At 64.5% G+C, this 13,293-nt stretch carries 15 protein-coding genes and 1 pseudogene; 10 read left to right on the top strand and 6 right to left on the bottom strand.

The features are described from left to right. Positions 1-11 precede the first annotated feature (11 nt). Genes ACPFMA_RS22875 through ACPFMA_RS22865 form a run of 3 tightly spaced genes read left to right on the top strand, consistent with a single transcriptional unit; the run spans position 12 to position 2,513 of the window. Complete coding sequence (locus ACPFMA_RS22875) at positions 12-1,295, top strand: flavohemoglobin expression-modulating QEGLA motif protein (RefSeq protein WP_170394947.1); 1,284 nt, start codon at positions 12-14, stop codon at positions 1,293-1,295. Further along, positions 1,267-2,190, top strand: coding sequence for an alpha/beta hydrolase (locus tag ACPFMA_RS22870; RefSeq protein ID WP_425928800.1), 924 nt, complete (start codon positions 1,267-1,269; stop codon positions 2,188-2,190). Before ACPFMA_RS22875 ends, ACPFMA_RS22870 begins: the two co-directional genes overlap by 29 nt. Continuing rightward, a complete protein-coding gene (locus tag ACPFMA_RS22865) occupies positions 2,187-2,513 on the top strand; it encodes a hypothetical protein (protein WP_009403285.1) in 327 nt (108 codons plus the stop codon). Before ACPFMA_RS22870 ends, ACPFMA_RS22865 begins: the two co-directional genes overlap by 4 nt. 114 nt (positions 2,514-2,627) lie before the next feature. Here the strand turns inward: ACPFMA_RS22865 and ACPFMA_RS22860 are convergent. From ACPFMA_RS22860 to ACPFMA_RS22840, 5 genes and pseudogenes are all read right to left on the bottom strand, one after another. After that, positions 2,628-2,950: pseudogene (locus ACPFMA_RS22860) on the bottom strand (type II toxin-antitoxin system RelE family toxin). Continuing rightward, positions 2,913-3,188 (bottom strand): type II toxin-antitoxin system Phd/YefM family antitoxin, encoded by a 276-nt coding sequence (locus tag ACPFMA_RS22855; protein WP_425930626.1) that lies wholly within the window; start codon positions 3,186-3,188, stop codon positions 2,913-2,915. Before ACPFMA_RS22855 ends, ACPFMA_RS22860 begins: the two are co-directional and overlap by 38 nt. Positions 3,189-3,408: 220 nt before the next feature. After that, positions 3,409-4,200, bottom strand: coding sequence for an OmpA family protein (locus ACPFMA_RS22850; RefSeq protein WP_009403275.1), 792 nt, complete (start codon positions 4,198-4,200; stop codon positions 3,409-3,411). A 47-nt stretch (positions 4,201-4,247) separates the two neighbouring features. Beyond that, entirely contained in the window at positions 4,248-4,676 is a 429-nt protein-coding gene (locus ACPFMA_RS22845; RefSeq protein ID WP_009403273.1) for a DUF4398 domain-containing protein, read from the bottom strand. Positions 4,677-4,993: 317 nt separating this feature from the next. After that, positions 4,994-5,338 (bottom strand): pilin assembly protein, encoded by a 345-nt coding sequence (locus ACPFMA_RS22840; RefSeq protein ID WP_425928799.1) that lies wholly within the window; start codon positions 5,336-5,338, stop codon positions 4,994-4,996. A gap of 127 nt (positions 5,339-5,465) precedes the next feature. Between ACPFMA_RS22840 and ppc the strand changes: the two genes are divergently transcribed. From ppc to ACPFMA_RS22805, 7 genes are all read left to right on the top strand, one after another. Next, positions 5,466-8,093 (top strand): phosphoenolpyruvate carboxylase, encoded by a 2,628-nt coding sequence (gene ppc / locus ACPFMA_RS22835; protein ID WP_425928798.1) that lies wholly within the window; start codon positions 5,466-5,468, stop codon positions 8,091-8,093. A gap of 267 nt (positions 8,094-8,360) precedes the next feature. After that, the gene (gene adk / locus ACPFMA_RS22830; protein WP_009403268.1) at positions 8,361-9,008 is read left to right on the top strand and encodes an adenylate kinase; all 648 of its coding nucleotides are present in this window, start codon (positions 8,361-8,363) and stop codon (positions 9,006-9,008) included. Positions 9,009-9,092: 84 nt separating this feature from the next. Further along, the gene (gene tsaB / locus ACPFMA_RS22825) at positions 9,093-9,767 is read left to right on the top strand and encodes a tRNA (adenosine(37)-N6)-threonylcarbamoyltransferase complex dimerization subunit type 1 TsaB (RefSeq protein WP_425928797.1); all 675 of its coding nucleotides are present in this window, start codon (positions 9,093-9,095) and stop codon (positions 9,765-9,767) included. A gap of 129 nt (positions 9,768-9,896) precedes the next feature. Next, positions 9,897-10,196, top strand: coding sequence for a hypothetical protein (locus ACPFMA_RS22820; RefSeq protein WP_425928796.1), 300 nt, complete (start codon positions 9,897-9,899; stop codon positions 10,194-10,196). Positions 10,197-10,200: 4 nt separating this feature from the next. After that, on the top strand, positions 10,201-11,070 hold the full coding sequence (locus ACPFMA_RS22815) for a DUF72 domain-containing protein (protein ID WP_425928795.1): 870 nt from the start codon (positions 10,201-10,203) through the stop codon (positions 11,068-11,070). A 29-nt stretch (positions 11,071-11,099) separates the two neighbouring features. Continuing rightward, positions 11,100-11,930 (top strand): isocitrate lyase/PEP mutase family protein, encoded by an 831-nt coding sequence (locus ACPFMA_RS22810; protein WP_420057892.1) that lies wholly within the window; start codon positions 11,100-11,102, stop codon positions 11,928-11,930. A 7-nt stretch (positions 11,931-11,937) separates the two neighbouring features. Beyond that, positions 11,938-12,627 carry an extensin family protein gene (locus ACPFMA_RS22805; protein ID WP_425928794.1) on the top strand — a complete coding sequence of 230 codons (690 nt, stop codon included), beginning with the start codon at positions 11,938-11,940 and terminating at the stop codon, positions 12,625-12,627. On the opposite strand, the gene ACPFMA_RS22800 is transcribed toward ACPFMA_RS22805, so the two are convergent. Further along, positions 12,624-13,244 (bottom strand): energy transducer TonB, encoded by a 621-nt coding sequence (locus ACPFMA_RS22800; RefSeq protein WP_425928793.1) that lies wholly within the window; start codon positions 13,242-13,244, stop codon positions 12,624-12,626. The two genes, ACPFMA_RS22805 and ACPFMA_RS22800, sit on opposite strands and share 4 nt — an antisense overlap. Between the last annotated feature and the right edge of the window lie 49 nt (positions 13,245-13,293).

Genomic DNA, 13,293 nt, shown 5'->3' with positions numbered 1-13,293 from the left:
AACAGCGAGGCATGAGCGTGGACGAGTACCAGCAGACGATTCGCACCCTTTCCGACCGTATCGTCCAGGCGCAGACGCCGATACGCGTGCTGGATGCGGTGAAGTGGGACGACAGCATCCGCCAGGGCTTCTTCAAGGCCAAGGGCAAGGAGCCACCGGCGATCAGCCGCGAGTACTACCAGAACCGGCCACTGTCCTTCGATTCCGCTGCGCTGAAGCTGGAATTCCAGAACATCGAGCGCGATATCACCCGTCAGCTCGGCCAGTTCAACCCGGTCGGGCAGATCATGCGGCGCATGTGCAAGGAGTACCGCATGGTGGTGCGCATGCTCGAGGCGCGTGGCACCGAGGATTTCGGCTTGATCTCCCAGGAGCTCTACGGCGCCGCGTCCGACGCGTTCCATGCGGGTGATCCGACCCTTGCCGATCTCGGCCTGATGCTCTCCGACTACCTGAACAATATCGACGGCCGTGGCGACCTCAAGGACGAGCCGAAGAACCTCACCGCCAAGGAAGCCGTGGAAATCCTCCAGCGCCGCCTGAATACCGTATTCGGCGAGGCGGAGGGGACCATTCGCGTGTTCGAGTCCGACGGTATCGTCGCCGACGCGGCGGCGGGCGCCGACTACATCAAGATCCGCGCCGATGCCATGTTCAACAGCCGTGATGTGCGGGCGCTGGAGGTCCACGAAGGGCTGGTCCACGTCGGCACCACCCTCAACGGCCTCAACCAGCCGATCTGCACCTTCCTCGCCAAGGGCCCGCCGTCATCCACCGTCACCCAGGAAGGCCTGGCGATCCTCATGGAAGTGATCGCCTTCGCCTCCTACCCGACCCGCCTGCGCAAGCTGACCAACCGCACCCGCGCCATCCATATGGTGGAGGAGGGCGCCGACTTCCTGCAGATCTACCAGTTCTTCCGCGACCAGGGCTTCGAAATGGCGGAGAGCTATGGCAATGCCAGCCGGGTGTTCCGGGGTTCGGTGCCGAACGGCCTGCCATTTACCAAGGACTTGTCCTACCTCAAGGGTTTCATCATGGTTTACAACTACATTCAGTTGGCCGTGAGGAAGGGCAAGCTCGAGCAGATCCCGCTGTTGTTCTGCGGCAAGACCACCCTGGAAGACATGCGCACCCTGCGCCAGCTGGTCGACGAAGGGCTGGTGGAACCGCCCAAGTACCTGCCGGAGCAGTTCCGCGACCTCAATGCCCTGTCGGCATGGATGTGCTTCTCCAACTTCCTCAATCACCTGAGCCTGGATCGCATTGAAGCCGACTATTCGAACATTCTCTGAGCGCTGGCGCGCGATAGTGCTCTCGTGCCTGTTGCTGCCGGGGTTGTCCGGGTGCAGTTCGCTGCTGTTCTATCCCGAGCCCGGGCAGCCGTTCACGCCAGAAAAAGCCAAGATCGCCTGGCGCGACGTGACCCTCACCGCCGCCGATGGCACGCGCCTGCATGGCTGGTGGCTGCCGGCCAAGGAAGGCGTCGAGGTGAAGGGCACGGTGCTGCACCTGCACGGCAATGGCGGCAACCTGGCCTGGCATCTGGGGGCGAGCTACTGGCTGCCGGAACAGGGCTACCAGGTGCTGATGATCGACTACCGCGGTTATGGGCTGTCGGCAGGCAAGCCGAGGCTGCCCGAGGTCTACCAGGACCTCGCCGCCGCCTTCGACTGGCTGGACAAGGCCCCGGACGTCCAGGGCAAGCCGCGGGTCCTGCTTGGGCAAAGCCTGGGCGGGGCGATGGCCATTCACTACCTGGCGCAGCATCCCGAGCAGGCTGCGCGCTTCAAGGCCCTGGTGTTCGACGGCGTCCCGGCCAGTTACCGCGATGTCGGACGTTTCGCCCTGGGGACCTCATGGCTGACCTGGCCGATGCAGGTGCCGCTGTCGTGGCTGGTGCCCGATGGAGACAGTGCGATCCGTTCAATCGCGCGCCTGGACAGCCCGCCCAAGCTGTTCTTCCACAGCATCGACGATGCGCTGGTGCCCATGGACAACGGTATCCGCCTGTACCAGGCCGCGCCGCCGCCGCGGGTATTGCAATTGGTCCGCGGCGGGCACGTGCAGACCTTCGGCGACCCGACCTGGCGCCAGGTCATGCTGCGCTTCCTCGACGACCCCGAACATTTCAACGGCCTGCGCCGCCTGGCCGAAGTCCCCAACTACCCTGACGAGAAGTCGCAATGAGTGAAGAACGCAACGCCATCCCCCTGATCATCACCGGGGTCTGCAGCATCGTCGGCACGGTCTGCGCCCTGTGGTACTACGGCTACCTGCATTTCGCCAAGCCGGAGGACGCCTTGTTGCTGTCGGAATTCACCATGCTCAAGACGGTGCCGGGCGAGGACTACAAGCTATCGATCAACCCGGCACCGCAGATGGCCCAGTGCATCGACGGCGTGCTGGTGCTGTTCGACATGCAGCAGAAGGGCTTGACCGGCGTGCTCGTGGACAGCAAGAAGCAGGCGGTGCGCTGCATGGGGCAGGAGACGCCGCAGGCGGTCCAGTAGGTTTGTTGTGTCTTCCCTGTCATATCGCTGGCAACGCCAACCTCACAAGGGGTGCGTGCACCGCAGACCCTGTGGGAGCTGGCGTTGCCGGCGATAGCGGTGGTGCAAGCGCTATCAGTGTGTGAACCGTGATAAGGCCGCGCCGTAAGCCTGGTTGTTCTCCCGCTTGCCCACTGCAATTACCAGCACCGCCAATCGCTTATCGAAAACCTGATACACCAGCCGATAACCAGAACTGCGCAACTTGATCTTGTAGCAGTTCGGCATCCCTGAAAGCTTGTCGGCGTCCACCCTCGGTTCAGCCAGCCTGGATTTCAGCTTTTGGCCAGTTGCAGGCGGATCGCTGCGTCCAGCCTGTCGAACTCCTTTTTGGCCCTCAGATTGAATTCCAGCGCGTAGTCAGTTGCCGCTTCCTTTGGCGTCTGCGATGAGCTCATCGATATCTACCTTGACAATGGGCTCGCCACGCCGCTGGCGTACAAGCTCTGCCAACTGGACATCGTCGATCAGATCCATCATTGCCTCATAGCGGTCCGGTGGAACTGCATAGAAGGCCGGTGCGTTTCTGTTGAGGATGACCACGGTTTCGCCTTTGCCTTCGCGCAAAGTGCCCATTGGATCTTTTTTAAGGTCGGTGACCGATGCCGCTACATCGGCCAACACCGCGAATGTCATTACCATGGCAACACTTCCTGTCGAGTTCTGCTGTCGGGAGATAGCTCCGGGATCGGTAGTCCGAATCCGTATTTCAGATCCTGATCGAAGCCGATACTGCGTGGCCGGAATGGTAGCTCTTTAATGGGTGTCTTTAAAGGTGCTTTTATAGGTGCTTTTGCTTTTTGGTGGGTAAAAAAAATCCCGCCAACCGGCGGGATTTTTCGTCACAGCCAGCAGGTTACTGCGCGCTGCTCACACTGCTGCGCGGTGCCACCGGCTGGTTGTCGTTGGAAATGGTCACTTCCACCCGACGGTTCTGCGCGCGACCAGAGTTGCTGGAGTTGTCCGCTACCGGATACTCCTTGCCATAACCCTGGGCGACGATACGGGCCGGGTCCACGCCGGCACGTACCAGCGCCATGCGCACCGAGTTGGCGCGGCGCTCGGACAGGGACTGGTTGTAGCCGGCGCTGCCGACGCTGTCGGTGTAGCCTTCGACGATCACCTTGCGGTCCGGGTTTTCCTGGAGGAACTGGGCCAGCTTGGTGATGTTCGGGTAGGCGCTGCTCTTCAGCTCGGCCTTGTTGAAGTCGAACAGCACGTCACCGAAGGTCACCAGGGTGCCGCGCTCGGTCTGCTTGGCGTTGAGGCTTTCCTGGAGCTTCTTGATCTGCGCGTCGCGAGCGTCCAGGCGGGCCTGGGCGCGCTGGGCGGCGGCGTTTTTCAGCTCGGCTTCGGCGGTGCGCAGGGCGATGGTCTGCTTGGCCACCTCGACGCGCTGGTTGGTCAGGTAGGCCAGTTGGTCGACCTTCTTGTCGTCTTCCTTGTCCATGTAGGCCTTGTCGGCCTTGTTCAGCCAGTCCTGGGCGTCCTTGGTTTCGAGGGCGGCGACCTTGCTCGCCTGCGGGTCGCTTTGCAGGGCGGAGAAGTTGGTCCGGGCCGACTCCAGGTTGGGGTTCGGCTGGTGGGCGCAGGCGACCAGGCCCATGCTCACGGCCAGGAGGGCGGGAATCATCACGTGGTTACGCATAGTGTTCGTCCTTTGATCGATTTCGAATGCACGGAGCGCGGCGGCGCTTACTGCTGCGGCTGCAGCGGGTCAGCGGCACGCATGCCTTCCTCGCGTACGTCCTGGACGCCCTGGCGGGCATCCTGCACGGCTTTCTGGGCTTTCATGGCCTGGGCCTTGCGTTCGGCAACACGGGCATCCCATTCGGCCTGTTCGGCGAGAATCTTCGCTTCGTCATACTTCTTGTCGTGCATGGCGATTTCGGCTTGCTTGAACTTGTCCTGCGCGGCCTTCATCTCGACGGCGGCGAACTCGGTGCCACCGGCGCTCACCGCAGAGTTAACGGCCGACTGGGTCACGGCGTACTGCTCGGTGGGTGGCTTGCCAGCACAGCCGGCCAGAACCAGGCTGCTGCCCAGGGCCAGGGCGGCCAGCTTGATCCCGCGCAGTTGGAACGGGGATTTCTCGATGCGGGTCTTCATGGTGGTCAACTCCATTGGATCACTCCTGATGAACATCCGTAACAGTCCATCGACACACCTCTCCGGAGGGAGCCGGGAGGAATTTTGCCGTAGTGGCTATTGGCTCGGAGTCGCCGGTTTTTTGAAAAGTTCACAAAAAGTGCCGCTTGATGGGCGAGTTTTTCTGACTGATCGGTCAGCGGGGAGGGGCGGGAACTTTTGCGGGGATGGAGGGGTATCGAGGAATTTTCCTGCGCGTACCAAACCCTGTGGGAGCGAGTTCACCCGCGATTACGGTAGTGAATTCAACGACGCAATCGCGGGTGAACCCGCTCCCACAGAGGACCAATGCGTCATTGGGTAGAACCATCTTCGCCACTGTTCAGCGCATGCAGGTGCTGGCGCGACAACGCCAGGAAGCGCGGCGTCGGCCCGACATCCTCGTACAGCGGATCGCCCTCTTCATCGGTGGCGATCACCTGCTGCCCCTGGACGTACGGAAAACTCGCTTCCAGCTCTTCCAGTGCCGCACCCAGCAGTTCGCCGAGCAATTCTTCCGGGGTGCGCTTGGGGTACATCTCGGCCAGCGCCGCCAGGCGCGCCGAGGCCTCGACGTCCAGGTGCAGGACATGACCGGTCGGGCTCAGACGTCCTTTGGCGTGCTGTTCCCAGTACTGTGCAAGTTCGCGAATCTTCATGATGCCCTCCGTAAAACCATGGCGACTGGTTACAGCGTAGCCAGTTCGCCCGCGCCCGTGCCTTGAAAGCACGACCGGTAGTGGGGCACTCTGCAACGACGCAGTATTTCCAGGGTGGAGAAGGTTGATGACCGATATCGATGTGCGTTTGCGGGAAGATGTACATCTGTTGGGCGAGCTGCTGGGCCATACGGTACGCGAACAACATGGCGAGGCGTTCCTGCAGAAGATCGAGGCGATCCGCCACAGCGCCAAGGCCGACCGTAGCGGCGGCGAAGAGCAGCTCAGTTCGACCCTCGCCGACCTCGCCGACGATGAGCTGCTGCCGGTGGCCCGGGCCTTCAACCAGTTCCTCAACCTGGCCAATATCGCCGAGCAGTACCAGTTGATCCGCCGTCGCGACGCCGACCAGCCGGAGCCGTTCGAGGCCCGGGTGCTGCCCGAGCTGCTGGCCCGCCTCAAGGCCGCCGGCCATAGCGACGACGCCCTGGCCCGCCAGCTCGGCAAGCTGAACATCGAACTGGTGCTGACCGCCCACCCCACCGAGGTGGCGCGGCGCACGCTGATCCAGAAGTACGACGCCATCGCCGCGCAGCTTGCCGTCCAGGATCACCGCGACCTGACCCCTGCCGAACGCGAGCAGGTCCGCGAGCGCCTGCAACGGCTGATCGCCGAGGCCTGGCACACCGAGGAAATCCGCCGCACCCGACCGACTCCGGTGGACGAGGCCAAGTGGGGCTTCGCGGTGATCGAGCACTCACTCTGGCACGCCATTCCCAACCACATGCGCAAGGCCGACAAGGCCCTGCACGCCGCCACCGGCCTGCACCTGCCGCTGGAGGCTGCGCCGATTCGCTTCGCCTCGTGGATGGGCGGTGACCGTGACGGCAACCCCAATGTCACCGCAGCCGTCACCCGCGAAGTGCTGTTGCTGGCGCGCTGGATGGCTGCCGACCTGTTCCTGCGCGACGTGCATTCCCTCGCCGCCGAGCTGTCCATGCAGCAGGCCAGCCCGGCCCTGCGCGCCAGGGTCGGTGATTGCGCCGAACCCTATCGTGCGCTGCTCAAGCCGCTGCGCGAGCGGCTACGGGAAACCCGTGCCTGGGCCCAGTCGGCCCTGACCACGGCACAGGCACCGGGCCCGCTGGTGTTGCAGGACAACCGCGAACTTTTCGAGCCCCTGCACCTGTGCTTCGAGTCCCTGCATGAATGTGGCATGGGGGTGATCGCCGACGGTCCGCTGCTGGACTGCCTGCGCCGCGCCGTGACGTTCGGCCTGTTCCTGGTGCGCCTCGATGTGCGCCAGGACTCCACCCGCCACGCCGCCGCCCTTAGCGAAATCACCGAATACCTTGGCCTGGGCAGCTATGCCGAGTGGAACGAGGAAGCGCGGATCGACTTCCTCCAGCGCGAGCTGGCCAGCCGCCGCCCGCTCTTGCCGGCGCATTACCAGCCCCAGGCCGACACCGCCGAGGTGCTTGCCACCTGCCGCGAGATCGCTGCGGCGCCCGCCGCGTCCCTCGGGTCCTACGTCATCTCCATGGCCGGCGCGGCGTCCGACGTGCTGGCGGTGCAACTGCTGCTCAAGGAGGCCGGCCTGCAACGGCCGATGCGCGTGGTGCCGCTGTTCGAAACCCTGGCCGACCTGGATAACGCCGGGCCGGTGATGCAGCGCCTGTTGTCCCTGCCGGGCTATCGCGCAGGGCTGCACGGCCCGCAGGAAGTGATGATCGGCTATTCCGACTCGGCCAAGGACGCCGGCACCACCGCTGCAGCCTGGGCGCAGTACCGCGCCCAGGAGACCCTAGTGCAGATCTGCCGGGAGCAGGAAGTCGAGCTGCTGCTGTTCCATGGCCGCGGCGGCACCGTCGGGCGCGGCGGCGCGCCGGCCCACGCGGCGATCCTGTCGCAGCCGCCGGGGTCGGTGGCCGGGCGTTTCCGCGCTACCGAGCAGGGCGAGATGATCCGCTTCAAGTTCGGGCTGGCCGATATCGCCGAGCAGAACCTCAACCTGTACCTGGCCGCCGTGCTGGAAGCCACCTTGCTGCCGCCGCCGCCCCCTCAGCCGGCCTGGCGCGAGGTGATGGACCAGTTGGCCGCCGACGGGGTGAAGACCTACCGTGGCGTGGTGCGGGAAACCCCTGATTTCGTCGAGTATTTCCGCCAATCCACGCCGGAGCAGGAGCTTGGCCGCCTGCCCTTGGGCAGCCGCCCGGCCAAGCGTCGCGCCGGTGGCATCGAAAGCCTGCGGGCCATCCCGTGGATCTTCGGCTGGACCCAGACCCGCCTGATGCTGCCAGCCTGGCTCGGCTGGGAAGCCGCGCTGAACAACGCCCTGGCTCGTGGCCAGGGGCCGCTGCTGGCGCAGATGCGCGAGCAGTGGCCGTTCTTCCGCACCCGCATCGACATGCTGGAGATGGTGCTGGCCAAGGCCGACGCGGAAATCGCCGCGTCCTACGACGAACGTCTGGTGCAACCGCACCTGCGACCTTTGGGTGAGCATTTGCGCGACCTATTGTCGCAGGCATGCCAGGTGGTGCTGGGCCTGACCGGGCAGCCGGTGCTACTGGCGCACAGCCCGGAGACCCTGGAGTTCATCCGCCTGCGCAATACCTACCTGGATCCGTTGCACTTGCTCCAGGCCGAGTTGCTGGCCCGCTCGCGAGAGCGCGAAGCCGCTCTGGACAGCCCGTTGGAGCAGGCCTTGCTGGTGACGGTGGCAGGCATCGCCGCAGGGTTGCGCAACACGGGTTGAGTGTCGGCTGGATGGCTGTCAGGCGTCGGAATGTGTTCCCAGGCGCGTAGGAAATGACCGTGTAAAGGGCAGGTTGCGCCGGGCGCAACCTGTATACACCGTGGCGTCCTGTCGCAGGTTTTTCCGACTTTCGACCGCTTGTATGGTCCCCATGCGCTGTGTATCTTGGGCAGCCTTTTGACCGATTTATGGTCATCGCCCGATTTCCTGCGATTCGCCAACGCTCGCGAATCCATTGATTTGCTTATAAAAAATGAGGAGCACAAGATGCGCGTAATTCTGCTGGGAGCTCCCGGGGCCGGTAAAGGTACTCAGGCAAAGTTCATCACCGAAAAATTCGGTATTCCGCAGATCTCCACCGGCGACATGTTGCGTGCCGCGGTCAAGGCCGGCACTCCGCTGGGCCTGGAAGCCAAGGCCGTGATGGATGCCGGCAAGCTGGTTTCCGACGACCTGATCATCAACCTGGTCAAGGACCGTATCGCCCAGCCTGACTGCGCCAACGGTTTCCTGTTCGACGGTTTCCCGCGCACCATCCCTCAAGCCGAAGCCATGGTTGCCGCTGGCGTGTCCCTGGATGCGGTAGTCGAGATCGCTGTCGATGATGAAGAAATCGTCCAGCGCATCGCCGGCCGCCGCGTTCACCTGGACTCCGGTCGTGTCTACCACGTCGTGTACAACCCGCCGAAGGTGGAAGGCAAGGACGACGTCACCGGCGAGGACCTGATCCAGCGCCCGGACGACAACGAAGAAACCGTGCGTGGCCGCCTGAAGGTCTACCACGAGCAGACCAAGCCGCTGGTGGACTTCTACCAGAAGCTCGAAGCCGCCAATGGCAAGCCGAAGGTCAGCCACATTCCTGGCGTCGGTTCGGTCGAGGCGATCACCGCCAAGGTCCTGGCAGCCCTGAGCTGATCCCTTTCGTTGTACCGCCAACGGCCCGCTTGCGGGCCGTTGTCGTTTATACTGCCGCTCTTTTTTCTCGCCTGGAACACCCCGATGACCACCTTGCTGGCCCTGGATACCGCCACTGAAGCCTGCTCCGTCGCCCTGCTGCACGAGGGCAAGATCACGAGCCATTACGAGGTGATTCCGCGCCTGCACGCGCAAAAGCTGTTGCCGATGATCCAGGCCCTGCTGGCCGATGCCGGTGTGGCGCTTTCGGCGGTGGATGCGATCGCCTTCGGCCGCGGCCCGGGAGCCTTCACCGGGGTGCGTATCGCCATCGGCGTGGTCCAGGGCCTGGCCTTCGCCCTGGAGCGCCCGGTGCTGCCGGTGTCCAACCTGGCGGTGCTGGCCCAGCGCGCCTTGCGCGAACACGGCGCCACCCGGGTCGCGGCGGCCATCGATGCGCGCATGGACGAGGTCTACTGGGGCTGCTATCAAGAGGTGAAGGGCGAAATGCAATTGCAGGGGAGCGAGGCCGTGCTGCCGCCCGGGCAGGTGGCGCTTCCCGACGCTAACGGCGATTCCTGGTTCGGTGCCGGTACCGGCTGGGGCTATGCCGAACGCCTGGCGGTCAAGGTCGCCGCGCAGGACCAGGCCATACTGCCCCACGCGCTCGACCTGCTGACCCTGGCCGGATTCGCTTGGGCGCGCGGCGAGAGCGTGCCGGCCGAGCAGGCCCAGCCGGTGTACCTGCGTGACAAGGTTGCCACGCCGAAGAAAGGCTGACGACCTCCGGTCGGTTATCGCCAAAGGCGGTAAACCAATTTGTGTATATGTGGTCCAGTTATCAGTAGGGCATTTGCGCAAGGTGTCAGGTGCCGCTAAATTGCCATCATCGACCCCGAGTTCATTGCCATGCGTATCGACGGCTTTTCCTCATCGAGTTACCCGCTCAAGCGCCCTCAGCGCAAAGGGCCGGTGCGGGTGGAGGAGTCGCAGGAAGACATCGCCGGCGAGTTCGAAGTCGAGGCGCAAGCCGCCGAAAACGCCGGCACTTCGCAGCGCGCCCTCCCCAACCTGCCGGCCCGTCCGCAGGACATGATCTTCCCCCGGGCCCGCGACCGGCGCACCGCCGGCGCCCTGGCCAGCTACCTGACCACGGCCGGGTTCGTCGATTGGGAGATGGAAGTGCTGGGGCTGGATCTGTACATTTGAGCCAATGAGCTCAGCATCCTTACCTTATTTCCTCGGTTGTCCGTCCTGGAGTGAAAACGCCTGGCGCGACTATCTGTACCCCAGCGACGCGAAAAGCAGCGATTTTCTTGGCCTCTACTGCCAGGTCTTCAATGCCGTCGAGGGCAATACCACCTTTTATGCCCGGCCTGCGCCAGCCACCATCGAGCGCTGGGCCCAGGTCATGCCCGCGCACTTTCGCTTCACTGCCAAGTTTCCCGGTGATATCAGCCACAGCGGCGACCTGTATGCGCAGCTGGAGGCCGCGCGCACCTTCGTGCAGTTGCTCCAGCCCCTGGGCGCCCGTGTATCGCCGTACTGGTTGCAGTTGCCGGCGAGCTTCGGGCCGGCGCGGCTTGGCGAACTCATGCAGTTCATCGACGAACTAGCCGTGCCGCTGGCCGTCGAGGTGCGCAACGACGCTTTCTTCGCCAAGGGCGAGGACGAGCGCCTGCTGAACCGGCTGCTCAACGAGCGAGGCATCGAGCGCATCTGTCTCGACCCGCGGGCACTGTTCAGTTGCACCTCCCGCGACCCGAGCGTGCTCCACGCCCAATCGAAAAAGCCACGGGTGCCGCCGCGTCCCGCTGCCTTCAGCCTGCAACCGCAGGTGCGTTTCATCGGCCATCCGGAATTGGCGGCGAACGAGCCGTTCCTGGTGCCGTGGCTGGACAAGGTCGCCGCCTGGATCGAGGAAGGGCGCAGCCCCTACGTTTTCCTGCATACCGCTGACAACCGCCTGGCCGCAGCCCTGGCCCGGCGTTTCCATCAAGGCTTGATGGAACGCCTGCCGGGGCTTGCGCCGTTGCATGAACCTGATCGGGGGCCGCAGGTCGAACAACTCGGACTGTTGTGATTTCCCGTCGTCTGCCTGGGAGTTCCACCATGGATGTGCAAACCCTGCGTGCCGAAGCCTTCAAGGCGCTGCACGAACGCCCCGGAACCTTCGTCATTCCCAATCCGTGGGATGCCGGTTCGGCCAAGCTGCTCGCCAGCCTCGGCTTCGAGGCCCTGGCTACCAGCAGCGCCGGCCTGGCTTTTGCCCTTGGGCGGCCGGATGCCGAAGGTGCGGTGAGTCGCGACGAGACCCTGGCCAATGCCCAGTCCATCGTCGATGCCACGGCCCTGCCGGTGGCGGCGGACCTGGAGAACGGCTACAGCGATGAGCCGGGCGGTTGCGCCGACACCATCCTGCAGGCAGCGAAGATGGGCCTGGTAGGCGGCTCCATCGAGGACGCCAGCGGTCGCGAGGATGAGCCCATCTACAACTTCCATCGCGCCGTGGAGCGGGTCGAGGCCGCGGTTGCGGCCGCCCGCAGCCTGGACTTTCCCTTCATGCTCTGCGCCCGTGCGGAAAACCTGCTGCACGGGCGCAATGATCTCGACGACACGATCGCCCGCCTGCAGGCCTTCGCCGAGGCTGGGGCCGATGTGCTCTATGCGCCGGGACTGCGCACTGCCGAGGACATCCAGCGGGTGGTCAAGGCGGTGGCACCGAAACCCGTCAATGTGTTGATGGGGCTTGCAGGCATGGACCTGGGCTTCGAGGACCTCAAGGCGCTGGGCGTGAAGCGCATCAGCGTGGGTTCGTCCCTGGCCCGGGTCGCCTACGGTGCATTCTTCGAGGCGGCGACGCGGATTCGCGGGGAAGGGCGTTTTGACCATGGCGACAAAGCCATGACCTTCGCCCGGCTCAACGACCTGTTCCGGCGCTGAGGTGACCATGCGCCATGGCGCACTGGTGCTGTTGGCGGTGCTGGCCGGCGTGGCGCTGTTCGGCTGGCGACAGGGCTGGCGCCTGCCCGGGCAATGGAACCCCTGGGCGCCGCTGGATGTGCGCGAGCCGCCCAACCTCCTGACTTCATGGAAACTGGGCCGCCTGCGCGATGATCCGCGGCTGTGCGCCGAGGTGCTGGCCACGTCCGGCCTGCGTTACAGCCCGCAGGCGGATACCACTGGCGGCCATTGCCCGCTGACCAACGTGGTCCGCGTCCAGGGCGCAGACGTGAAACTGAGCAGCAGCTTCCTTGCTACCTGCCCGGTAGCCGTAGCCTTCGCCCTGTTCGAGCGGCATGGCCTGCAACCGGCGGCGCAACGGGTTTTCGGGCAGCCGGTGACCCAGGTCGATCATCTGGGCAGCTATGCCTGTCGCAACGTCTACAACCGCGCCGAAGGCCGGCTCAGCCAGCATGCTACGGCGAATGCCCTGGATATCTCCGGGTTTCGCCTGAAGGACGGCCGGCGCATCGAACTGCAAAAGGACTGGGGCGGCGACGGGCCCAAGGCCCGCTTTCTGCGCGAAGCGCGGGATGCTGCCTGCGAGAGCTTCAACACGGTACTCGGGCCGGACTACAACAGCGCCCATCACAACCACTTTCATCTGGACATGGGGCGTTGGCGGGTCTGCCGTTAGGCGGCGATGCGCACGTTGTTGAGCACGACGGGGCGAGCCCAGTGGATATCGAACTCCAGGTCGTGCTGCTGCTTGGCCAGGGTGGCCTCGTCGAAAGGTTCCGGCGCCGGGTCCAGCAGCTTGCGCTCCAGTTCGGCGATCGGCAGGTGCAACGGATAAGGCGCCGGTGCCGGGCCCGGTTCGGGAAGCGGATGGCCCTGGCTCATGACCACCGGGCGCACCCAGTTGTTGCTGATGTCCAGTTGGCGTTGTTGCTCGATCAGTTCGGCAGCGCTGAAGGGCGGGGCGGGTTTGTCCAGCAGGTCCAGCTCGAATTCGGCGATCGGCAGGAACAGCGGCTCCGGCGGGGCAATCTCGGTGTCGGTTACTTCGCACAGGCGCTGGCTGTGGATCTGCGCCAGGGTCTGGCTGCCGCTGATCGGTTCGCCGGTCTGCACGTCCACTTCTTCGATCGGCAGCGCCTCGCGCACCACGCCTTCTTCCTGCTGCGCAGCCAGGGCGCGGGCGAAGAAGTCCGACCACAGGTGGCTGACGCCGCCCAGGGCCTGGGTGTTGTGGCGGCTGTAGTCACCGACGGGTGACAGGTAGCCTGAGGGAAGTTGAAGAATCTCTGACATGGTTGTCGAAGAGCTCTGGCAAAATGGCGCGTACTTTGTGTATCGGCCG

This window comes from Pseudomonas sp. NyZ201 (assembly GCF_049860765.1).
GTDB classification, from domain to species: Bacteria; Pseudomonadota; Gammaproteobacteria; order Pseudomonadales; family Pseudomonadaceae; genus Aquipseudomonas; species Aquipseudomonas bharatica.
The sequence above is the reverse complement of the archived record's forward strand: the minus strand, read 5'-3'. Positions and strand labels throughout refer to the sequence as shown.

Excerpts from the sequence above, each read along its gene's own strand:
- adk (WP_009403268.1), top strand. The coding sequence starts at position 8,361 with ATGCGCGTAATTCTGCTGGGAGCTCCCGGGGCCGGTAAAGGTACTCAG.
- ACPFMA_RS22815 (WP_425928795.1), top strand. The coding sequence starts at position 10,201 with ATGAGCTCAGCATCCTTACCTTATTTCCTCGGTTGTCCGTCCTGGAGT.
- ACPFMA_RS22840 (WP_425928799.1), bottom strand. The coding sequence starts at position 5,338 with ATGAAGATTCGCGAACTTGCACAGTACTGGGAACAGCACGCCAAAGGA.
- ACPFMA_RS22805 (WP_425928794.1), top strand. The coding sequence starts at position 11,938 with ATGCGCCATGGCGCACTGGTGCTGTTGGCGGTGCTGGCCGGCGTGGCG.
- ACPFMA_RS22810 (WP_420057892.1), top strand. The coding sequence starts at position 11,100 with ATGGATGTGCAAACCCTGCGTGCCGAAGCCTTCAAGGCGCTGCACGAA.
- ACPFMA_RS22845 (WP_009403273.1), bottom strand. The coding sequence starts at position 4,676 with ATGGAGTTGACCACCATGAAGACCCGCATCGAGAAATCCCCGTTCCAA.
- ACPFMA_RS22855 (WP_425930626.1), bottom strand. The coding sequence starts at position 3,188 with ATGACATTCGCGGTGTTGGCCGATGTAGCGGCATCGGTCACCGACCTT.
- tsaB (WP_425928797.1), top strand. The coding sequence starts at position 9,093 with ATGACCACCTTGCTGGCCCTGGATACCGCCACTGAAGCCTGCTCCGTC.
- ACPFMA_RS22865 (WP_009403285.1), top strand. The coding sequence starts at position 2,187 with ATGAGTGAAGAACGCAACGCCATCCCCCTGATCATCACCGGGGTCTGC.
- ACPFMA_RS22875 (WP_170394947.1), top strand. The coding sequence starts at position 12 with ATGAGCGTGGACGAGTACCAGCAGACGATTCGCACCCTTTCCGACCGT.
- ACPFMA_RS22800 (WP_425928793.1), bottom strand. The coding sequence starts at position 13,244 with ATGTCAGAGATTCTTCAACTTCCCTCAGGCTACCTGTCACCCGTCGGT.
- ppc (WP_425928798.1), top strand. The coding sequence starts at position 5,466 with ATGACCGATATCGATGTGCGTTTGCGGGAAGATGTACATCTGTTGGGC.
- ACPFMA_RS22850 (WP_009403275.1), bottom strand. The coding sequence starts at position 4,200 with ATGCGTAACCACGTGATGATTCCCGCCCTCCTGGCCGTGAGCATGGGC.
- ACPFMA_RS22820 (WP_425928796.1), top strand. The coding sequence starts at position 9,897 with ATGCGTATCGACGGCTTTTCCTCATCGAGTTACCCGCTCAAGCGCCCT.